17 protein-coding genes, 16 tRNA genes and 2 rRNA genes are annotated in these 21,438 nt (G+C 43.4%); 33 read left to right on the top strand and 2 right to left on the bottom strand.

The window, feature by feature from the left end:
- The 27 genes from ACFQWC_RS10850 to ACFQWC_RS10720 form a co-directional block, all read left to right on the top strand.
- A 23S ribosomal RNA gene (locus tag ACFQWC_RS10850) occupies positions 1 to 229 on the top strand; the annotation flags it as partial.
- Between the two features lie 298 nt (positions 230 to 527).
- Positions 528 to 644, top strand: a 5S ribosomal RNA gene (rrf, locus tag ACFQWC_RS10845).
- Between the two features lie 7 nt (positions 645 to 651).
- A tRNA-Asn gene (locus tag ACFQWC_RS10840) sits at positions 652 to 726 on the top strand.
- Positions 727 to 732: 6 nt separating this feature from the next.
- Positions 733 to 824 (top strand) — tRNA-Ser (locus tag ACFQWC_RS10835).
- Between the two features lie 19 nt (positions 825 to 843).
- A tRNA-Glu gene (locus ACFQWC_RS10830) sits at positions 844 to 918 on the top strand.
- A 40-nt stretch (positions 919 to 958) separates the two neighbouring features.
- Positions 959 to 1,034, top strand: a tRNA-Val gene (locus ACFQWC_RS10825).
- Positions 1,035 to 1,109: 75 nt separating this feature from the next.
- Positions 1,110 to 1,183: transfer RNA gene (locus ACFQWC_RS10820), tRNA-Met, on the top strand.
- A gap of 134 nt (positions 1,184 to 1,317) precedes the next feature.
- A tRNA-Asp gene (locus ACFQWC_RS10815) sits at positions 1,318 to 1,394 on the top strand.
- Between the two features lie 17 nt (positions 1,395 to 1,411).
- Positions 1,412 to 1,487: transfer RNA gene (locus ACFQWC_RS10810), tRNA-Phe, on the top strand.
- 13 nt (positions 1,488 to 1,500) lie between these two features.
- Positions 1,501 to 1,576, top strand: a tRNA-Thr gene (locus ACFQWC_RS10805).
- Positions 1,577 to 1,595: 19 nt separating this feature from the next.
- Positions 1,596 to 1,679: transfer RNA gene (locus ACFQWC_RS10800), tRNA-Tyr, on the top strand.
- 80 nt (positions 1,680 to 1,759) lie between these two features.
- Positions 1,760 to 1,833, top strand: a tRNA-Trp gene (locus ACFQWC_RS10795).
- 11 nt (positions 1,834 to 1,844) lie between these two features.
- Positions 1,845 to 1,920 (top strand) — tRNA-His (locus ACFQWC_RS10790).
- Positions 1,921 to 1,959: 39 nt separating this feature from the next.
- A tRNA-Gln gene (locus ACFQWC_RS10785) sits at positions 1,960 to 2,031 on the top strand.
- Between the two features lie 4 nt (positions 2,032 to 2,035).
- Positions 2,036 to 2,110 (top strand) — tRNA-Gly (locus ACFQWC_RS10780).
- Between the two features lie 7 nt (positions 2,111 to 2,117).
- Positions 2,118 to 2,191, top strand: a tRNA-Cys gene (locus tag ACFQWC_RS10775).
- A gap of 8 nt (positions 2,192 to 2,199) precedes the next feature.
- Positions 2,200 to 2,283: transfer RNA gene (locus ACFQWC_RS10770), tRNA-Leu, on the top strand.
- A gap of 3 nt (positions 2,284 to 2,286) precedes the next feature.
- Positions 2,287 to 2,360: transfer RNA gene (locus ACFQWC_RS10765), tRNA-Gly, on the top strand.
- 694 nt (positions 2,361 to 3,054) lie between these two features.
- The gene (locus tag ACFQWC_RS10760) at positions 3,055 to 3,996 is read left to right on the top strand and encodes a carbohydrate ABC transporter permease (protein WP_341357708.1); all 942 of its coding nucleotides are present in this window, start codon (positions 3,055 to 3,057) and stop codon (positions 3,994 to 3,996) included.
- Positions 3,996 to 4,823: a carbohydrate ABC transporter permease gene (locus ACFQWC_RS10755; protein ID WP_299739724.1), complete on the top strand. Its 828-nt coding sequence runs from the start codon at positions 3,996 to 3,998 to the stop codon at positions 4,821 to 4,823. The genes ACFQWC_RS10760 and ACFQWC_RS10755 overlap by 1 nt, the downstream gene beginning before the upstream one ends.
- Before the next feature lie 82 nt (positions 4,824 to 4,905).
- On the top strand, positions 4,906 to 6,183 hold the full coding sequence (locus ACFQWC_RS10750) for an ABC transporter substrate-binding protein (RefSeq protein ID WP_299739726.1): 1,278 nt from the start codon (positions 4,906 to 4,908) through the stop codon (positions 6,181 to 6,183).
- 141 nt (positions 6,184 to 6,324) lie between these two features.
- On the top strand, positions 6,325 to 8,136 hold the full coding sequence (locus ACFQWC_RS10745; protein ID WP_299739728.1) for a sensor histidine kinase: 1,812 nt from the start codon (positions 6,325 to 6,327) through the stop codon (positions 8,134 to 8,136).
- Positions 8,117 to 9,691: a response regulator transcription factor gene (locus ACFQWC_RS10740; protein ID WP_377107177.1), complete on the top strand. Its 1,575-nt coding sequence runs from the start codon at positions 8,117 to 8,119 to the stop codon at positions 9,689 to 9,691. Before ACFQWC_RS10745 ends, ACFQWC_RS10740 begins: the two co-directional genes overlap by 20 nt.
- Before the next feature lie 15 nt (positions 9,692 to 9,706).
- Entirely contained in the window at positions 9,707 to 10,432 is a 726-nt protein-coding gene (locus ACFQWC_RS10735; protein WP_299739732.1) for a ThuA domain-containing protein, read from the top strand.
- 21 nt (positions 10,433 to 10,453) lie between these two features.
- A complete protein-coding gene (locus ACFQWC_RS10730; protein WP_341357709.1) occupies positions 10,454 to 11,479 on the top strand; it encodes a Gfo/Idh/MocA family protein in 1,026 nt (341 codons plus the stop codon).
- A gap of 17 nt (positions 11,480 to 11,496) precedes the next feature.
- Complete coding sequence (locus tag ACFQWC_RS10725; RefSeq protein ID WP_299739736.1) at positions 11,497 to 12,537, top strand: Gfo/Idh/MocA family protein; 1,041 nt, start codon at positions 11,497 to 11,499, stop codon at positions 12,535 to 12,537.
- A 12-nt stretch (positions 12,538 to 12,549) separates the two neighbouring features.
- Positions 12,550 to 13,518, top strand: a complete 969-nt coding sequence (locus ACFQWC_RS10720) for a sugar phosphate isomerase/epimerase family protein (RefSeq protein WP_299739738.1) — start codon at positions 12,550 to 12,552, stop codon at positions 13,516 to 13,518.
- 379 nt (positions 13,519 to 13,897) lie between these two features.
- On the opposite strand, the gene ACFQWC_RS10715 is transcribed toward ACFQWC_RS10720, so the two are convergent.
- Positions 13,898 to 14,569: a B3/B4 domain-containing protein gene (locus ACFQWC_RS10715; RefSeq protein WP_299739740.1), complete on the bottom strand. Its 672-nt coding sequence runs from the start codon at positions 14,567 to 14,569 to the stop codon at positions 13,898 to 13,900.
- Positions 14,570 to 14,679: 110 nt separating this feature from the next.
- Here ACFQWC_RS10715 and queG point away from each other — a divergent pair, with 110 nt between their 5' ends.
- From queG to nfsA, 4 genes are all read left to right on the top strand, one after another.
- Positions 14,680 to 15,813, top strand: coding sequence for a tRNA epoxyqueuosine(34) reductase QueG (gene queG, locus ACFQWC_RS10710; protein WP_377107173.1), 1,134 nt, complete (start codon positions 14,680 to 14,682; stop codon positions 15,811 to 15,813).
- 94 nt (positions 15,814 to 15,907) lie between these two features.
- On the top strand, positions 15,908 to 16,786 hold the full coding sequence (locus ACFQWC_RS10705; protein ID WP_377107171.1) for an amidase domain-containing protein: 879 nt from the start codon (positions 15,908 to 15,910) through the stop codon (positions 16,784 to 16,786).
- Between the two features lie 66 nt (positions 16,787 to 16,852).
- Complete coding sequence (gene trmL / locus ACFQWC_RS10700) at positions 16,853 to 17,326, top strand: tRNA (uridine(34)/cytosine(34)/5-carboxymethylaminomethyluridine(34)-2'-O)-methyltransferase TrmL (RefSeq protein WP_299739745.1); 474 nt, start codon at positions 16,853 to 16,855, stop codon at positions 17,324 to 17,326.
- 86 nt (positions 17,327 to 17,412) lie between these two features.
- Positions 17,413 to 18,162 carry an oxygen-insensitive NADPH nitroreductase gene (gene nfsA, locus ACFQWC_RS10695; RefSeq protein ID WP_377107169.1) on the top strand — a complete coding sequence of 250 codons (750 nt, stop codon included), beginning with the start codon at positions 17,413 to 17,415 and terminating at the stop codon, positions 18,160 to 18,162.
- 68 nt (positions 18,163 to 18,230) lie between these two features.
- On the opposite strand, the gene ACFQWC_RS10690 is transcribed toward nfsA, so the two are convergent.
- On the bottom strand, positions 18,231 to 19,127 hold the full coding sequence (locus ACFQWC_RS10690; protein WP_377107167.1) for a LysR family transcriptional regulator: 897 nt from the start codon (positions 19,125 to 19,127) through the stop codon (positions 18,231 to 18,233).
- Between the two features lie 105 nt (positions 19,128 to 19,232).
- On the opposite strand from ACFQWC_RS10690, the gene ACFQWC_RS10685 reads away from it, so the two are divergent.
- Positions 19,233 to 19,904 (top strand): ankyrin repeat domain-containing protein, encoded by a 672-nt coding sequence (locus ACFQWC_RS10685; RefSeq protein ID WP_341357711.1) that lies wholly within the window; start codon positions 19,233 to 19,235, stop codon positions 19,902 to 19,904.
- Positions 19,901 to 21,187: a purine/pyrimidine permease gene (locus tag ACFQWC_RS10680; protein WP_377107164.1), complete on the top strand. Its 1,287-nt coding sequence runs from the start codon at positions 19,901 to 19,903 to the stop codon at positions 21,185 to 21,187. The genes ACFQWC_RS10685 and ACFQWC_RS10680 overlap by 4 nt, the downstream gene beginning before the upstream one ends.
- Positions 21,188 to 21,438 lie beyond the last annotated feature (251 nt).

Below are 21,438 nucleotides of genomic sequence, written 5' to 3'. Positions count from 1 at the left end.
ATGGACGCACCGCTGGTGTACCAGTTGTCTTGCCAAAGGCATCGCTGGGTAGCTATGTGCGGAAGGGATAAGTGCTGAAAGCATCTAAGCATGAAGCCCCCCTCGAGATGAGATTTCCCATCACGTAAGTGAGTAAGATCCCTAGAAGATGACTAGGTAGATAGGTCAGAGATGGAAGCATGGCGACATGTGGAGTTGACTGATACTAATCGATCGAGGACTTAACCACACTATAAAGCGGAGGCGGCTTGACCAGAAACGACAAGCATTTTTGGGCAATCAGAAGAGGGTGCCTTTTACCCTCAGCTGATTGAACTGAAATGACCTCGAGTCTCTAGCCGCCGGAGCTGGAATGGTATCTACTTGAAGAAGTAGATGCACAATTGGTCGGTATTCGGCTTTCTTGACATCAATTCTTTATCTAGTTTTCAGGGAATAAATTTTATAAGAAAATATAAAAAAAGCCTTGAAAAAATATATCTACGCGATATAATAATACTTGTCCTTAAAAAAGTGACAAGGAATTGTCTGGTGACAATGGCGAAGAGGTCACACCCGTTCCCATGCCGAACACGGAAGTTAAGCTCTTCAGCGCCGATGGTAGTTGGGGGATCTCCCCCTGTGAGAGTAGGACGTCGCCAGGCATATCGTTCCGCAGTAGCTCAGTGGTAGAGCTATCGGCTGTTAACCGATCGGTCGCAAGTTCGAATCTTGCCTGCGGAGCCATTATATGGAGAGCTGTCCGAGTGGCCGAAGGAGCACGATTGGAAATCGTGTAGACGGTTAACGCTGTCTCAAGGGTTCAAATCCCTTGCTCTCCGCCATAACACTTCTTCTTATTAAGGCCCATTGGTCAAGCGGTTAAGACACCGCCCTTTCACGGCGGTAACACGGGTTCGAATCCCGTATGGGTCACCAACACTTTTTTCCAAAAATGAAATAAAACAATGAATATAATGGAGGATTAGCTCAGCTGGGAGAGCATCTGCCTTACAAGCAGAGGGTCGGCGGTTCGATCCCGTCATCCTCCACCATGATTTTTCACGAAGCATAAGCTGAGTTGAATAATCATCCTTAATTTATAAGTTTAACTTAACAAATCATATCGTCGCGGGGTGGAGCAGTTCGGTAGCTCGTCGGGCTCATAACCCGAAGGTCGCAGGTTCAAATCCTGTCCCCGCAATACCATTTTTGACTTTGGATAGTATAATCCTTAATGAGTCACGCATGGATAGTTATTTTCGCTATTGCGAGGTAATGAAAGTTATTTTGCTGGCGCAACTCATGGTAAAAAAATTTGCAGGCGCGAAAATTTTTGGTCCGGTAGTTCAGTTGGTTAGAATGCCTGCCTGTCACGCAGGAGGTCGCGGGTTCGAGTCCCGTCCGGACCGCCATATTTATTTTGCATAATGGCTCAGTAGCTCAGTTGGTAGAGCAATGGACTGAAAATCCATGTGTCGGCGGTTCGATTCCGTCCTGAGCCACCATTTATTACTTGATGCCGGTGTAGCTCAACTGGTAGAGCAACTGACTTGTAATCAGTAGGTTGGGGGTTCAAGTCCTCTTGCCGGCACCAACCGAGTGATTTACTATTTGGAGGGGTAGCGAAGTGGCTAAACGCGGCGGACTGTAAATCCGCTCCTTCGGGTTCGGCAGTTCGAATCTGCCCCCCTCCACCAAGATTTTTTTCCTAGCGTAAGCGGAGTATGGAACCCCAGCTAATAGCAGGAAGATTCATTGGAAACCAATTATATTTCATAGGGGTATAGTTTAAAGGTAGAACGAAGGTCTCCAAAACCTTTGGTGTGGGTTCGATTCCTACTACCCCTGCCAATTTTATCATGGCGATTGTGGCGAAGTGGTTAACGCACCTGATTGTGGTTCAGGCATTCGTGGGTTCGATTCCCATCAGTCGCCCCATAAAAGTCACATTTTCATTTCCGTGACATATACTATCAGTGGGCTATAGCCAAGCGGTAAGGCATCGCACTTTGACTGCGACATGCGTTGGTTCGAATCCAGCTAGCCCAGTAGTGCGGAAGTAGTTCAGTGGTAGAACACCACCTTGCCAAGGTGGGGGTCGCGGGTTCGAATCCCGTCTTCCGCTCCAATATTAAGGCGGCATAGCCAAGTGGTAAGGCATGGGTCTGCAAAACCCTGATCACCGGTTCAAATCCGGTTGCCGCCTCCAAATGTAATGCCGGTGTGGCGGAATTGGCAGACGCGCACGACTCAAAATCGTGTTCCTCTGGAGTGCCGGTTCGACCCCGGCCACCGGTACCATTCGCGGGTGTAGTTTAGTGGTAAAACCTCAGCCTTCCAAGCTGATGATGAGGGTTCGATTCCCTTCACCCGCTCCAATTTACATATGATAGACTTTCTCATTAGAGGAAGTCTTTTTTTATTGTTCTGAGACTGAAATTTAGGAGGTAAATGTGGAAGAATGTAATAAATGAGTGGATTTTAGTGTGGATCAATGAGTAACAGCTTTATTTTAGTAGGATAAGGGGGGAGATTCGAAGTTTTTCAATATTATAGATAGTATTAGTAGCATTTTGTACAGGAATGGAGTTGAAAAAAGACTATTTTAGAGTGAAAATGATAATTTTACATAAAAAAGCGACTCTCTATAACTATATAACTGCTAGATTTATAGGCACTTGATAATTTATTATCGAGTTTAGCAGATATATTATCGACTTTTCGGATTTATTATCGAGTTTGGCAGATATATTATCGACCTTTCGATTTTATTATCGACCTTTCGATTTTATTATCGACTTTGCTACATTTATTATCGACTTTCCAATTTTATTTTCAAATTCACCACATTTATTTTCAATTCCAGCATTTTATTTTCAAAATCGCATTGTACCCTACGTTCACCTTATCAAGCCAAAGAAACCCAACCTTTTCATTTACCCATCACCAACCCATCCCAAACCCATTTAGTCAAAATTTTGCACCTTCTTTGTCAATTGAGTCCCCCTATTTAAGAAAGCGCTCCCATTATAATGTAAGAAAGCGATTACATTATTAGGGGTGGTGATACGGGTGGAAACCAAGATTCAGACTGGACCAGTAAGCCCAGATGCGCAAATCAAGGCGGTTACGAAGAAGAAGTTCAAGTATAAGAGCTTGCTGACGTATGCTGCCTTTGTTGGACCGGCACTTATATTTTTTTTAGTGATTCAGATTCTTCCATTTTTGATGGGGGTGTATTATTCGTTTACCTCATGGAATGGTGTCAGCTCAGTTGTAGAGTGGGTTGGATTTGATAACTACAAAAAGATCTTCACAGATGATAAGACATTTTTTAATTCCTTTATGTTCACGACGAAGTTTATGTTTGCGGCTGTGATTATTAGTAATTTAATAGGTTTCGGGTTTGCACTTTTACTGAATGCAGCATTGAAGACGCGAAACATTTTGCGGACAGTGTTTTTTATTCCCAACGTAATTGGTGGATTGCTACTCGGATTCATCTGGCAGTTCATCTTTGTGAAAGGATTTGCATCACTCGGGAATATGACGGGGATCGGATTCTTTAAAATGCCTTGGCTTGGTGATGAGACGACGGCATTCTGGGGGATTGTCATCGTGTTTGCATGGCAGATCAGTGGTTATATGATGGTCATCTATGTTGCGGCATTGCAAGGGGTGGATAATTCACTTTTGGAAGCAGCGAGGATAGATGGAGCATCCAACTGGACGTTGTTGACGAAGATTATCATTCCGTTGATTTTACCGGCATTCACAATTTGCTTCTTCTTGACGATTTCAATGGCCTTTAAGATATTCGATTTGAACATCTCGTTAACAGGCGGGGGACCATTCAATTCTACACAATCTGTGGCGATCAATATTTATCAAGAAGCGTTCCAGAATAACCGTTATGGCCTGGGAACAGCGAAATCGATCCTGTTCTTTGTGGTAGTGGCAGTGTTTACAACGGTTCAGGTGATGGTGACGAAGAAGAAGGAGGTTCAGGCGTAATGGGCAATCGCTATACGAAAAGAACGTTTGTATTAGAGATTATCGGAATTGTCATAGGGCTCATTTTCCTTATTCCTTTCTACTTCGTACTGATCAACTCAGTGAAGCCGTTTGCAGCGATTTTGATCGATGCGGCGGCGTGGCCAAAGGAATTTGTTTTCTCTAACTATGCGAAGGTGTGGGAGATCATCAATTTCCCCCGTGCTTTCTGGAACTCCTTGGTCATCACCGTTTTCAGTAACATTGGATTAGTGATTATCAGCTCCATGGCGGCGTGGAAGATGGTACGTACGCCAGGGAAGTTCAGCAAAATTTTATTTGTCATCTTTGTTTCAGCCATGGTCATTCCGTTCCAGACGGTGATGATTCCTCTTATGAAGGTAGGAGGGACGTTGGGACTTACGAATAGTATTCCAGGTTTGATCATCATGTACTTCGGATTTGGCGTGCCACTTTCTCTTTTCTTATATCATGGATTTGTGAAAACCGTTCCGATTGAGATTGAAGAATCCGCGATGATTGATGGCTGCAGTCAGTTTGGTGTGTTCTGGAGAATTGTATTCCCATTACTTAAGCCGATAACAGTAACCGTGGTCATTTTGAACACTTTATGGATTTGGAATGACTATCTGCTTCCCCTTCTTGTATTACAGGATGCGGAACTGCGTACGATTCCACTCGCAGCAAGCTCATTCTTCGCTCAGTATACGAAGCAATGGGATATGGGTCTTGCAGCATTGGTGCTTGGCATTACACCGATCATCATTTTCTTCTTATTTTTACAGAAGCATATCATCAAAGGTATTGCTTCAGGGTCAATTAAGTAGATATAAAGTTTCTGTCGAGATGGTCTATCATTGATACAGAAATTTATATAAAATAATTTATATCAGGGAGGTCAATCCATTTATGAAACGTATACTTTTACTTTGTATGTCTTTGGTTTTAGTATTTGGTATTATTGCTGGCTGTTCTTCTAAAGACACTACAAGCAAATCAGGTGGAGAGTCTGGATCAGGTGACGATGTAGTTACCCTTAATTTCTTCCAGTTCAAGGTTGAAATTGCCGATCAGCTTCAAGAAATGATCAATGAGTTCGAAGCTGAGCATCCAAACATTAAGATTAAGCTTGAAACAGTTGGTGGAGGTGCCGATTACGGTGCTGCTTTGAAAGCGAAATTTGCTTCTGGTGAAGAGCCGGACATTTTCAACAACGGTGGTTTTAAAGAGTTAGAGCTTTGGAAAGAGAAGTTAGCAGATCTTTCCGGTGAGCCATGGGTTGAGCATGTTCTTCCGATCGGTAAAGTGCCGATGACGGATGAAGATGGCAAGCTTTATGGTATGCCGGTTAACCTTGAAGGCTACGGATTTGTATATAATAAAGATTTATTTGAAGAAGCGGGAATCACTGAGCCGCCTACAACGATTGATGAGTTAAAAGACGCTGCGAAGAAGCTTGAAGCGAAGAAAATCACGCCTTTCTCAGCTGGTTATGGCGAGTGGTGGGTAATTGGTCAACATTTACTTAACATTCCGTTTGCTCAGCAGGAAGATCCGGATGCGTTCATCGCCGGTCTTTATGATGGTTCCGAGAAGATTGTAGGCAACGAAAAGTTCAAACAATTCAAAGAAGTTTTAGATGCTGAGCTTAAGTACGCAAATGATAATCCGTTAACGACGGATTACAATACACAAGTAACGCTATTTGCTTCTGGTGAAACTGCGATGCTGCAACAAGGAAACTGGACTGAGAACATGATCACTGAGATCAATCCTGAAATCAACATGGGATTCCTTCCAATTTCTATCAGCAATGATGATAGTGCTGATCGCCTTCCTGTAGGTGTACCGAATAACTGGGTATTAAACAAGAACTCTGAGCATCTTGAAGAAGCGAAAACATTCTTAGAGTGGATGGTTTCATCTGAAACTGGTAAGCGTTATATCACGGAAGAGTTTGCGTTCATCCCGGCATTCGATAACATCGAGCCAAATGGTCTTGGAGACTTAGGTCAGTCCATCCTTGACTACTCTAAAGAAGAGAAGACGATTCCTTGGACTTGGTTCAAATGGCCGGATGGAGCGAATAAGGAATTCGCTGCAACGATCCAGGAGTATGCCGCAGGGAAAATTGATTACGACACTGTACTTGAGCGATTCCAGCAAACATGGGATAACTTGAAGTAAATTGAAAAAATAGAAAGCATGTCTACTGGGCATGCTTTCTATTTTATAAGTTTAATAGGAATATTTCGAAAAAACACTTCCAAGAGCAGGGAAAAACACTTTATACTAGTGTATAAGTGAGACCTGGGAGGTCCGTCCCTCATGTTAAAGACCAGCATTCGGAATAAGTTGATTGTGTTGTTGATGATTACGACGATTGTGCCGTTTGGCAGTTCTATTATTATTACATATTTTTATACGAAGGACTCCATAGAGGAGCAGGTGGTGGAGGAGAGCAGCAATCTTCTTTATCAGGGAAAGGTGAATCTGGAGAGCTATATTAATGAGCTCAACGGGTTAACTCTATCACTCTATAATAATCCTGATTTTATTAACTTCATGAGATCACCAAGTCAAGAGAATAATTACTTGACGATTGGCATTGTAAAGAATGTTGTGCAAACGATTCTCTACACGGGTGATACAATTAACGGGGTACGTATTTCCTTCGCCGATGGTGACCGCGTCATTTCGGCAACAAAGCGCTCTACAGTTGTTTTTTCTAATAAGGTAAGGGATTCGCAATGGGAATCCTTCAGAAATGCAGAGCGCAGCCCTTATAACATGTATATTGAACCAACCCATAGTCAGGAAGAAAAGAATATCAACCGGTCGAAGGATATTGTCACGATTCACCGGGCATTCCGAAACGTTCCCGGTGATGAGGTGCTTGCTTATATCTCATTGGAGGTTTCACCTGACAAGATCATCGATTTGAGTAGAAACCTCTATAACGCTAAGTCAGAAGAATTCTATCTTCTTTCTTCGGAAGGGGAAATGATTTATAGCTCGGACCGGGATGTATCGGATGATGGCAACAACCAGAAGTGGATTAAGAGAATAATGGAATCAAAAGATGTATCAGGGACACTCGAGTGGAAGGAGGACTCCTTCAACGGGGTGATGATGTACGACCAGCTCCCTGCTTCGGCCGGCGGTTGGTTGTTAGTGAAACGGGTTCCTTACGTGAATCTTTATGAAAGCGCATTTAGTGTCGCGAAGATTAATATTCTGTTTGGAGTTCTTGGGCTATCACTTGTGGTGCTCGCGACCCTATTTGTTTCTTTCAAAATTACGTCACCCATACGGATTCTGCTTCAACATATCCAACAGGTTGAAAAAGGGAATATGAAGGTACAGTCCGAATCGTTCGGTTCCGATGAAATCGGGATCCTCGGCTACCGGTTTCAGCAGATGATCGAGCGGATCAATCATCTGATCAACCGTGAGTACAAGCTGGAGCTCGAAAACAAGACGAATCAATTAAAGGTCCTCCAGTCTCAAATCAATCCGCATTTTCTCTATAATGCCCTGCAATCCATTGGAACGATTGCTTTGAAGAACAAGGTTCCGCAAATCTACTCCCTGATCACCCACCTTTCCAAAATAATGAGGTACGGGATGAATATGGAGGAGGATGTGGTTCCATTAAGCAAGGAAATCAATTACACGAACGCCTATCTTCTTTTACAAAAAGAACGTTTCGGTGAGAATCTGGATTACAGTGTAGAGGTAGAAGAAGAGGTAATGGAGACCCCGGTACCGAAGATGCTCCTGCAGCCTCTCATTGAAAACTACTTCAAACACGGATTCGATATCCGGGACGGGGTAGGGCGAATATGGTTATCTTGCTTTCAGGATGAGAAAGAATTGGTGATGATTGTCCGTGATAATGGTGTTGGCGTAACGGAAAGCAGACTTCGGGAAATAGGGGATCATTTTAAAGCAGAAGCATGGAATAAAACGGGGGATGAGACCAATATCGGACTGAAGAATGTATATGTTCGATTAAAGCTCTACTATGATCACCTGGCCACTTTACAGCTTGAAAATCATGTTGAGGGAGGCTTTATGGTCACTATGAGGCTGCCAATAAGAATGGAAGGTGAAGCAAATGAAGGCAATCATCATTGACGACGAAAAGCATGTGCGTGAGGGGTTACTTTTATTAGCGGAATGGGACAAGCATGGGATCCACACCATTCTGGAGGCGGAAGATGGAGACCAAGCCATCGAAATGATCAGAGAGCACCGGCCGGAAATCATTTTCACTGATATGAGGATGCCGAAGCGGGATGGCATTAACCTTTTAAAATGGCTTCATGCCTCTGACCTTAAAAGCAAAACCATCGTTGTAAGCGGGTATGATGATTTCGAGTATATGAGAAACGCGATCTTCTACAAAAGCTTTGATTATATTCTGAAGCCGATTGAACCGGATGTGTTAAATGAAACACTGGATAAAGCGGTAAAAGAGTGGAATGAGCAGGCTCGATCAAGAAAATCCCAGGTCGAGGAAAATCGAGTGATGAATGAGGCAAAGCCCCTCTATTGGGATCGGTTGTTTTCAAGTCTCTGTGCGAAGGAGAACATTACCACAGAGATGGTAGAAAAGGTTGATCAGGAGTTTGGGATTACCATTACAAAGCTTGCAAAGACCGTTGCCCTCATCCCCATAAAACCGATTGTGATGAAGTCCTTTCAAGGAGACCGCGACCTTGCCTTCTTTACACTTATCAACATTTGCAATGAATTGCTGCGAAAGCAAAATGATGGAGTTTGCTTCCGGAATGGGAACAAAGAAGAAGAGCTTGTGATTCTCTTCTGGAATGATAAAAATGTGACGTATCTGTTAGAGGAAATCTACTCATTGATCTATCAATATAGTAAACTCTTTACGATCATTGCAATTGGACAGAAGTCTAAGAAAATAAACGAAGCGTATGAATCTGCTTTACAGGTTTATCTTAAGCATTCTCTGCTTGATCAAAAGAAAATCGTCACCCATAAAGATGTGAAAAGACAGCCCCTGCTGCATTTGTTGGATCACTCAAATGAATTGAAATGGGCAATCCGTTCAGGGAGCCGGGAGCAGGTTCAGTCCCAGTTGGACGGGATACTTGCACAGTTGAAAACAGGGCATGCACTCTCACTTGAGCAGCTCCAGGTTTGGGAAAATCAATTTGAGTTATTACGGAATAATTGGTTGAAAGAGTATGAGATTCAGCATCCAGAACCACTCTATCGGGGCCTTGATTATTGGAATGAAGACGGCTCGTTTTCGTTCAGGAAATTTAAAGAGGAAAAGGCGAAAGAGTTCAGAGAATTAATTCAAACCCTTTCAAAGGTAAAGTACCAACGGGAAAAGAACAATATGCAGCACATTGAAGAATACCTTCAGCAGCATTATCAAGAGGATATCAATCTTCAGGACATTGCCGATCGCTTTTACCTAAGCAGGGAATACATTTCACGTAAGTTCAAACAGGATCATGGATCTACCATCACGGATTACATCACGAATATTCGGATGGAAAAGGCAAGGAAACTGCTTGAAAATCCATATTTGAAGATATATGAAGTCGCCTATGGTGTAGGGTATGGGAATGAAAAATATTTCAGCAAAGTATTTAAAAAGCACGTCGGTATGACACCAAATGAATATCGGCACTTACAATCAAACACATAACTTGGAGGTTTTACAATGTTAAACGTTACTGTATGGAATGAAAATCGTCATGAGCAGAAGAATCCGAAAGTGAGAGAGGTGTACCCTGAAGGAATTCATGGTGCCATTGCCTCCTTCCTGGGAGAAGCATCATTCAATGTGAAAACGGCTACATTAGACGAAAGTGAGCATGGATTGACGGAAGATGTGCTGGATAGTACAGACGTATTGCTGTGGTGGGGACATATCGCCCATGATGAAGTCACTGATGAAGTAGTTGAAAGAGTGAAACAGCGTGTCCTTGATGGAATGGGATTGATCGTCCTTCATTCAGGTCATTTCTCTAAAATCTTCAAAACATTGATGGGTACTTCCTGTGACCTGAAATGGCGTGAAGCTGATGAGAAAGAACGCATCTGGATAGTCGATCCAAGTCATCCGATTACAGCAGGCTTAAGGGAATACATCGAGCTTGAGAAGGAAGAAATGTATGGAGAGCATTTTGACATTCCGACTCCTGATCAGCTTGTGATGGTGAGCTGGTTCGAAGGTGGGGAAGTGTTTAGAAGCGGGTGTACGTATCAGCGTGGCAACGGAAAAGTATTCTACTTCCGTCCTGGACATGAAACGTATCCAACCTATTACAATGAAGACGTTCAGAAGGTCATCGTCAATGCAGTGAAATGGGCATCCCCTGTAGATCATGCAAGACCGGTATACGGAAACGCACAGCCGTTAGAAGAAATCAAAGGATCTAACTAAAGAACAAGAGGAGGAAAAATCATGAGTAAATTAAAAATCGGGGTTATCGGGTGTGGAAGCATCGCACAGCATCGTCATTTGCCGGAATATGCAAACAATGAAAACGTTGAAGTGGTAGCGGTGTGTGACATCGTGGAAGAACGGGCATGGAAAATAGCCGATGCAGTCGGAGCGAAAGCGTATACCAATTATAAAGAACTACTGGCGAACGCTGAAGTGGAAGCCGTGAGTGTGTGTACACCGAACTACCTGCATGCACCGATTTCCATCGATGCCCTAAACGCCGGAAAACATGTATTATGTGAAAAGCCGATGGCCACTTCAAGTGAAGAAGCTCAAAGAATGATCGATGCAGCTAGTAAAAACGGTAAAAAATTGATGATCGCTCATAACCAGCGTTTTGTCCCTTCTCACCAAAAAGCGAAGCAGCTGATTGAAAGTGGTGAAGTAGGTAAAATCTACAGTTTCCGTTCTGCATTTGGTCACGGTGGACCTGAAGGGTGGAGTGCTGACGGGAAAGACAGCTGGTTCTTTAAAAAGAATGAAGCATTCATCGGTGCCATGGGTGACCTTGGGGTACACAAAACCGATCTCCTTCGGTACATCTTAGGGGAAGAATTTGCCGAAGTCGGTGCCTTTGTTGAAACAAGTGCAAAGGAAAATGCAGATGTGGATGATACGGCTGTCTGTGTATTGAAAACCGAAAGCGGTACAATCGGTACCCTTGCAGCAAGCTGGTCTTATGTTTCGAAAGAAGACAACTCTACGATCATTTATGGAGAGAAGGCCATCCTGCGTTTAGAGGATGATCCGGTCAACTCCCTTATCGTTCAATACTTAAGCGGAGAAGTAGTGAAGTATGAGCTTGGCGGCATTCAGACAAATGACGAGGGCGGCCAGACGAATTCCCGTGTAATCGATCAATTTGTCGACAGCATCCTTCATGATGCAGAGCCTCCTGTTCCAGGTGAAGAAGGAAAGAAATCGTTAGAAGTGGTTTTATCTGCCCTGGAATCAAGTGAAACAAAACGGATCGTAAAATTGTAATAGAGGTGAATGCAGCAATGACTAAACTTCGGATGGGAGTGATCGGCGTAGGGGGCATTGCCCAAACGCGCCACATCCCTACTTTTATGAAACTATCAGATTCTGTATCCATTGAAGCGATCAGTGATATCAATCCTGTCACTGCTCAAACCGTGGCAGAAACCTTTAGCATTCCGAACGTGTTCAGTGACTATCGGGACATGTTCGGACATGTGGATGCTGTGACGATCTGTACTCCAAATAAATTTCATGCGGAAATCACGATTGCAGCGCTCAAAGCCGGGATCCATGTGTTTTGTGAGAAACCGATGGCCATGACTCCTGAAGAATGTGAATTGATGATCGAAGCTGCGGAACAGTCAGGGAAGGTTCTGGCTATCGCCTATCATTATCGTTTCATGAAGGATTCACGTGCGGCAAAGCGTGTCATCCTGGAAGATGAAATCGGTGAACCAATGGTGGCCAGGGCAAGGGCGATCCGCCGCCGCAAAGTTCCTGGCTGGGGAGTGTTTACCAACAAGGAACTTCAAGGAGGCGGCAGCCTGATCGACTACGGATGTCACTTCCTGGATCTATCCCTATGGCTCCTTGGGAACCCGGCGCCTGTTGAAGTAACCGGGACGACCTACAACAAGCTTAGTAGAATGCCAGATCAAGTGAATCAGTGGGGAGATTTTGATAAAGAGAAATTTGAAGTCGATGACCATGTGACGGCTTATATCAAGTTCGATAACGGTGCATCCATGCTCTTCGAAACGTCATGGTCTGCAAATGTCAAGGGTGATGAAGAAAGCATGAGCATATCAGGGGAAACGGGGGGGATCGATCTATTCCCGTTCCAAATGAACCAAATGAAACACGGCATGCTTCTGAATAGTGAAGCGGATTGGGTTCCCGGTGAAGATGATCCAAGTCTTCCACAAGCCCGGAACTTTATCAACAGCTGTCTCGGTTTAGAGGAGCTGGTTGTGAAGCCCCAGGAAGCCATGCAAGTGTCTCAAATAATTGATGCCATTTATAAAAGCAGTGAAACCGGACAGAGCATCCGATTGAAATAGGAGGAAGCACAAATGAAACTAGGCGTATTTACTGTATTATTTTCACAAAAGAATCTTGATGAAATGCTTGATTATGTAAAAGGAGCCGGGCTACACGCAGTGGAAATCGGCACGGGAGGTTATCCCGGAAATGCTCACTGTGACCTGGACGCTCTTTTAGAAAGCGAAGAGAAGAGAAACGAATACGTAGAGAAAGTAACATCAAGAGGCTTGGAAATCAGTGCCTTCAGCTGTCACGGAAATCCGATCTCGCCTGATGCAGCGTTTGCGGAAGAATCCCATGTAGCACTTCAGAAAACAATAAAGCTCGCAAGCTTGATGAATGTACCGGTTGTGAACTGTTTTTCTGGAACAGCGGGCGACCATGAAGGAGCAAAGCATCCGAACTGGCCAGTATCCCCTTGGCCGAATGAATATGGGGATATTCTCAAATGGCAATGGGAAGAAAAGTTGATTCCTTACTGGAAAGAGATGGGCAGGCTCGCTCAGGATCATAATGTGAAGATCGGTCTCGAGCTGCATGGAGGTTTCCTTGTACACACTCCTTATACGTTATTGAAGCTTCGTGAAGAAACATGTGACGCAATCGGTGCAAACCTTGATCCGAGTCATCTGTGGTGGCAAGGAATCGATCCGGTTGCCGCGATCAAAATCCTGGGTAAAGAAAATGCGATTCACCATTTCCATGCGAAAGATACGTATATCGACCAAGACAACGTCAACATGTACGGTCTGACGGATATGCAGCCTTACGGAAGCATCCAAACAAGAGCGTGGTCCTTCCGTTCAGTGGGCTGTGGACATTCCTTGCAGGAGTGGTCTGATATGATGAGTGCACTGCGCACATTCGGATATGATTATGTGGTAAGCATCGAGCATGAGGATCCGATCATGTCGATTGAAGAAGGCTTCGGGCGTGCCGTGAAGAATCTGAAGTCGATACTGATCGAAGAACAGCCGTCGGATATGTGGTGGGTGTAGGTTGGTAAGAAGGGAGTCCATTGGGCTCTCTTTTTTTGTGGAGTAGTTGCGTGATGTGTTAGTCTCAAATTAGTAGTGTTTAATTTACATTTAATATGAAACGGCTGGATTATTTGCCAAAATGGCTGGATTTTCACAAGAAATGGCCGGATTAATCGTGTTTTCGGCTGGATTATCGGAAAAAATGGCCGGATTATCGTGAATTTCGGCCGGATTGACTCCGGCCACAGCCGAAAGCGGGCTGTATATTCCCTTTCATCTAAGGAATAAGCCATTCGTATGCTTTAGAGGCTGAGATTTCTTGGAAATGGCTATGGTTCTCGTACAAGATTCTCAATAAAAAACAGGATCCCGTGAAACAGGGATCCTGCACAAACTTCTATCCACCCACCACTTCAAATGATCCTTCTCCACCATGGACACCGAGGAACATATCCATTAACGATTTCGTGAGTTTCTCGCTTTCTTCTATAGAAAGGGAAGGCTTCAGAAAGATGATCTGAACGGAATTTTTGGTTTCTTCCCCGACGGGTGCTCGGTCTGAGTCGACGAATGGACTTCCGAAAGGTCCGTCCCCGTCACATGCGACGATCAGGTTTTCCAGGGAGTTTTCCCGGCCGTTGAGCCCTATGTATGATTGTCCGGTTTCACCAATTTTCAATTGAATGGTGTCTCCGTTAAGTTGATCCCTGTCGTAAATGCCGATGGGCACTTCGTATTGAAGGGAGAAGAAGTTATTGAGATCGATGCTTGAGTTAATGGTGCTCAAATAATTCTGTTTTTTAACCCGGCGAAAAAGGGCTTCGGCAGAATGACGGTAGCGATTGGGGTCCTTTCCTGTTTTCCTGAAGATGTCCCGCCACGCGACAATTCCTTCAATTTCCGTCACATTTTTATCGTGAAGATCAAAGAAGATGGATTCCTGGAACAGCTGAAGCCTTCCTTTCAGCATTTGAGGAGAAGTGCCGACTTCGATATCATGATATTGAATGAATCCCACTTTGAAATCGGGGATTTTGCTTGTAATGGATGAATCAATCGTGATTTCCACTTATTTTCCCTCCACATTTGTTTTAAAATAGTTTATCATAATACACGTTCCTATTTCACGTAAGCTTAATTGTAAGTGTTGAATATATAGATAGAAAGGAGGACAGGGCAATGGATATCGATCAATTAAAACAGGATATCATCGAGTATAGCAAGGAAATCGGCATTGATAAGATTGGCTTTACAACGGCGGATACGTTCTCGGAAATGAAAAACAGGCTCCTGCGCCAGGAGATGCTCGGGTATCAATCCGGGTTTGAGGAAAAGGACATAGAAAAGCGGGTTGATCCTTCTTTGATATTTGATAAGCCGAAATCGATCATCGCCATTGCTCTCGCCTACCCTTCCAAAATGAAGAACGCTCCACAAAGTAAACGGGGAGAGAGACGGGGGATCTTTTGCCGGGCATCATGGGGGACGGATTATCACCATGTGCTTAGGGATCGTCTTTCAAAGCTGGAAGAATATATCGTATCAAGGGTTCCCCAGGCACGTTTCAAATCCATGGTGGATACGGGTGAACTCGTTGACCGTGCCGTGGCTGAGCGTGCCGGGATTGGCTGGAGCGGAAAAAACTGTTCGATTATAACACCTGAGTTCGGATCCTATGTGTATCTCGGGGAAATGGTGACAAATCTTCCCTTTGCCCCTGATACACAGATGGAGGACCAATGTGGCACATGCAATAAATGCGTGGATGTCTGCCCAACGGGAGCTCTTATCGAAGGAGGACAGCTGGATGCTCAGAAATGCATTGCCTTTTTGACGCAAACAAAGGGCTTTCTTGCCGATGAATACCGGGTAAAGCTTGGGAACCGCCTTTATGGATGTGACACCTGCCAGACCGTATGTCCTGAAAATAAAGGGATGGACTTTCATTTTCACGAAGAGATGGAGCCGGATCCAGAAATTGCAAAGCCGCTATTAAAGCCGCTTCTAACGATCAGTAACCGTGAGTTTAAAGAAAAGTATGGTCATGTATCCGGTTCATGGAGAGGTAAGAAGCCGATCCAGCGAAACGCGATCATTGCACTCGCTCATTATAAGGATACAACAGCCATTAAAGATCTCGTTGACGTGATGAAAAAGGATGTTAGACCGGTGATCCGAGGTACCTCTGCATGGGCACTTGGCAAAATCGGCGGAGAAGAAGCACAACAGGCGTTACTGAAACAGCAGTCAGTAGAAACAGATGACGATGTATTAAACGAAATCAAAAAGGGCCTTAGCCTGATAACCAAATAGTCCAAAAGGATAAACTCACATATCCACCTGAGTTTATCCTTTTTTGTTTTGAACAGTCTTCTCCCCGCATAACAATTAGGGAGGAGGGAAGACAATGATCAGAAAGCTGTTAATGGAAAAGGTTCAACATGTGATTGATGAATATACATCCCGCAGTCAGTCAGATTATCACAGTGACAAAGTGAGAAGCAAGAAGGAATCTTGTCTTCGACGGAATGCGGAAATTGTAAAGGTGGATGCAGCAGGGAAAATCCAAAGCATGACACCCCAGCGTAATGAAACACAAACCATTTTATACGATGTTCACTATAAATATCTTATTAAGCAGGGGGATCTTCTTTATTTAGAAGAAGAAGTAGAGAATAGGCGTTCAGCATTTTATAAGGGTAAAATCTATGAAGACGGCGAGATTCCGATTCTCTATGAAGAGAATGTTGTACGTGAAGAGAGTTCAAACTTCGACGGGAAAGAGGCTAGAGTGACGTATCAATATGATCGGCTTAGCGCGGTGCAATATGCTGAGCGATGGTGGAACAGCTATAACCCTGCATATAAGAAGTTTGAGAATGATTGCACGAACTATATTTCACAGTGCCTCCATGCCGGGGACGCTCCCATGCGGGGGTATCCGACGAAAGGGAAAGGCTGGTGGATGAGAAATCAGAACTGGAGCTATAGCTGGACGGTTGCGAATTCCATGAGATGGTATATCCCCAATTCGACGGTCGGGTTAAGGGGAAGACAGGTAAATGACGCTAAAGAGTTGAAGCTTGGAGATGTCATCTGCTATGACTTTGAAGGGGATGGTCGTTTTGACCATACTACGATCGTAACCGGTAAAGATGCTGCAGGAGAGCCTCTCGTGAATGCCCATACGTTCAACAGCAGAATGCGGTATTGGAAGTATGAGGACTCGACTGCTTATACACCCAATATCAAGTATAGATTTTTTACCATAGTAGATGACGGCTAAGTCTTGTTCTATGGGGAGGAAATGGTATAATGTCACTTAGAGTTTTATGAATGAGGTGACAGGAACATGGGAGTACATGTTGTATTATATCAACCAGAAATCCCTGCTAATACAGGGAATATTGCGAGAACGTGTGCAGCAACGGACACAACTCTGCACTTGATCCGTCCACTCGGGTTCTCAACAGATGATAAAATGTTAAAGCGGGCAGGCCTTGATTATTGGCAGTTTGTAAACATTGTATACTATGATTCAATTGAAGAGTTCTTCGAGAAAAATGACGGTGGAGAATTTTTCTACTTAACAAAATACGGAAAGATCCCTCACACTGATTTTGACTACAGTGTAGAAGAGAAGGATTACTTCTTCATTTTTGGCAGGGAAACTTCAGGACTACCGGATGACATCATCCAAAATAATTTGGATCGCGCCCTGCGCATACCAATGAACGAAAACGTGCGTTCATTGAACCTTTCCAATACAGCGGCGATTCTGATTTATGAAGCATTAAGACAAAGAAAATATCCGGGTCTGTTATAAAAAAAAGGAATGAGAATCATATGATTTTCATTCCTTTTTTTATTTGGCTTATACTAAGGGAAAGAATGTGAAGGAGAGAGTACATAATGAATGAAACCATTGAAACGATTCTTAAGCATCGATCCATACGGAAATTCAAGAGTGAGCCGTTAACCGAGGAGCAAATCCGGACAATTGTCTCGAGTGCCCAGGCTGCCAGTACGTCCAGTTACATTCAAGCGTATTCAATCATTGGGGTGAAGGATCCTGCTAAAAAGAAGAAGTTGGCGGAGCTTGCCGGTCCACAATTATATGTAGAAGAAAATGGACATTTCTTTATATTCTGTGCCGATTTGTACCGCCACGAGAAGATAGGTGAATGGGAAAATGCTGATGTCATTCCAACACTTGAAAGCACGGAGAAATTCATGGTGGCATTGATTGATGCTTCACTGGCGGCCCAAAATGCGTCCATTGCTGCTGAATCCATGGGAATGGGCATTTGCTATATTGGTGGGATTCGGAATGATCTGGAATCAGTAAGTGAACTGCTGGAGCTTCCTGATCGCGTCATTCCTTTATTCGGGCTGGCTGTCGGTTTCCCTGAAGGAAATTCTGATGTGAAGCCGAGGTTGCCAATGGAAGCCATTTACCATGAGGATTCATATCAACATGATGAAGGGTACATGAAAGAGGGACTCGATCGCTATGACGAAACCATTTCTTCCTATTATCATGCACGAACGGACGGCAAACGTTCGGATCGATGGACCGAGCAAATGGCCAACATGCTGTCAGGTAAGAAACGCATGTATATGAAGGAATTTGTGGAGAAGAAAGGATTTAATAAAAGGTAGCACCCGCGTGTAGATAAAGAATCTAAAAAAATATGCCCGAAAAGATCAAATCTTTTTCGGGCTTTTTCCTAATCCATCTCCGGAAACCCGACTTTAAAATGTTCTGTGACTAACCGGATAAACTCCCTCGTTGTTTTGGGAAGATAGAAGTCTTTTTTCCATACGATACCGTAGCTTGCGTTGTTCATGTTCTCAATTTCCAATTGTTGAACGTCTTTATGCTTAAATACTTGCAGAGCACTATGGGGAACGATGGAGGAAGCGAATCCTTGTTCCACAAGATTGGCAAGAAGAACGGTATCCGAACATTCTGCCTTTACATACGGCGTCAACCCGATTGAAGTAAATGACTGAACAATCATTTCGTACAAGCCCAAACTTCGTGTACTTGGAAGGATTAATGGCTGGTGAACAATATCTTCTAATGCAATCGTGCCATCACTTGAAATCGGGACATTCGTAATGTAGTAAAATGGCTCTTCTTGAAGGGTCACCGTCTCCATATTGTCTGCTGAAAATGGCAGTCGAATCAGAGCAGCATCAATCTCACGTAATTCTAAAAGATGAATGAGCTGTGAGGATTCGTTTTGATGAATGTTATAGGTGATGTTCGGGAAGTTCTTTTCATACTCTTTCAAAATATATGGTAAATCAATGTCTGATAATGTATTTACACCAACCCTCAGCTTGCCTTTTTCCCCTGAACCAATTTCTTTCACTTCTGCTTCAGCAGCCTCCAGCAGCTTGATCATCTGATAAGCATGCTGATAAAGGGCTTTACCAGCCTCTGTAATCACCAGTTTTCTTCCTTTCCGGTAAAACAAGCTCACACCGAGATCCTCTTCCATCGTGCGCAGCTGCTGACTTAGGGGGGGCTGAGACATATGTAGTCGCTTTGCTGCAGCGAGTATTGTTTTTTCTTCCACAATCGCCAAAAAGTAACGCAGTTGTTTAAGGTCCAGCATGGTATTCCCCTTCCTTATATGATAAATATATAATAATACAATTTAATAGATATTATCCATATATATCAAGCCGTGATACCCTAAAAGTTGTTAGGGGGAGTGAAAATGAAGAAGATGCTCATTGCTATTTTTATCAGTACTCTAGCGGGATGTTCGTTTAATGCTCAAAAGGAGGAAAAAGAAGTGATTTTCACCTATATAAAAGAAGGATATATTGAAGAGGTAGAAACGTTAATTGATGAAGGGACCGATATTAATCAACAGGATGCCCTTGGTAGAACGCCTGTTATGCTGGCGACATATCAAAATAATACGGATATGGTCCGTTTACTGATTGATAAGGGAGCCGATATTCATTTACAGGATGAATTAAAAAACAATCCTTTTCTGTACGCCGGTGCAGAAGGAATGAATGACATTCTTCTTCTCACAATCGAAGCAGGAGCAGATCCTGCTTTAGTGAATCGATATGGCGGAACCGCTCTAATTCCAGCTGCGGAAAAAGGCCACGGGGAGACCGTGAAACTTTTACTGGATAAAACAAACGTCGATATCAATCATGTTAACGATCTTGGCTGGACGGCGTTGATGGAAGCCATTGTATTGAGTGACGGTGGAGAGGGACATCAAGAGATTATTGCCACATTAATCGAGTATGGTGCGGATGTAACCATTCCTGATCGGGAAGGTAAATCACCAATTGAGCGTGCGAGGGAAAGAGGTTTTGTAGAAATTGAGGAGATGCTGCTTAAAGCCGGAGCGGTTAAAGTATCATGAAATACAAAGGGCAGACCGTAGGAACCGCCCTACAAAGCTTTCAATGGCTCATGTTTTTAATTGGAACGTCGATTGCTCTTCCCATTGTGATTGGTAGTGTGTTTGGTTTAAGTGAGACCGAGATTTCAGGGTTAATGCAAAGAACGCTTTTCCTGGTTGCTCTCGGCTCCATTCTTCAGAAAGTAATTGGACATTCCCTTCCGATTATTGAAGGACCGGCTGGATCCTGGGTAAGTGTGTTTGTTATTTTGGCAGCCTTTTCTAAGCAAAATGGTCTGTCGGTTGAAGAATCTTTATCACTTGGTATGGGCTCACTTGCTTTAGCAGGATGTATACTGATCCTTATGGGATTAGTGAAAAATAAATTATTTTACCAAAGAGTATTTCCACCTTTGGTTTCAGGTGTATTTTTGTTTCTTCTAGCGATTCAGCTTAGTGGTATCTTTTTTAATGGGATGATCGTACAAGAAGAAGGAAACGTTGATTGGAAACTGACGATGCTTGCCATATTCGTTTTTATCTTTATTGTGATTCTATCAATTAAAGCAAAAGGTTGGGGAAAGCAGTTTTCACTCTTAATAGGCATCATTGTTGGCTGGGGTGTGTTCGCCATTTTCGGTGGGGCTTCTACCCCTATTGGACAGAGGGATCTTAATAGTCTAGCTGTGCCAGAACTATTTTCATGGGGACCCCCTGCAATCAACGGTAGTATCATCACTGCGACTATTCTGTTTTCGTTTACCCTGATTCTAAACAATATTGCAGCCATTGATTCGATGTATGATGTTTATGATGGAGAGAAGATCAATAAACAAGACAGTATAAGAAGAGGGTTTGTCGTCGGAGGAATCAATCATTGGTTATCATCCATTTTCTCTGCTCTTGCCATTGTGCCCTTACCGGTTACATCCGGTTTTGTACAAACGACGAAACAAAGAAGCGGTCTGCCATTTCTTATAGCAGCAGGCAGTTTATTACTCATATCCTTTATGCCACAGGTGGTCCATGTCGTGTCTACTTTGCCTGTAGCCGTCGCAAGTGCAGCGCTGCTTTCAACAATCGTGAATATGTTTATCATTTCGGTAAAGAAGATAACTTCGATTCAGTTGAAACAAAGGGAATTATCAATCATTGGTATTTCACTTTTGAGTGGCACGCTTTTCTTTCAATCTTCGGATCTTTTCAAAGACCTTCCGAGTTCGCTTCAAATTGTAATGAGTAATGGGTTGATCGTGGGGACAGTTGTAGTGATTGCTCTTAATTTAATATGGCGTAATAACTAAAAAAACTGGCCCGGGCCAGTTTTTTTAGTTTATGAATTAGTTGGAGCCGGGTTTATCATTATATCCAGCAGTGAAAATCGCTACTAAGAATGCTAAAGATACACCTATAATCATTATAGTACCCATGTTTGGTAACCTCCCAGTTTCACTTATTCCACAGTCTGTCTTTAGTATAGCCTATTTTTTATTTGATGTGAATGAAATCAGTTATTTTTTTACTGAATCTATGGCAGCTTGACGAAATGAAAATG

The sequence above is a fragment of the Rossellomorea sp. GCM10028870 genome (assembly GCF_042666755.1).
Lineage (GTDB): Bacteria > Bacillota > Bacilli > Bacillales > Bacillaceae_B > Rossellomorea.
The sequence above is the reverse complement of the archived record's forward strand: the minus strand, read 5'-3'. Positions and strand labels throughout refer to the sequence as shown.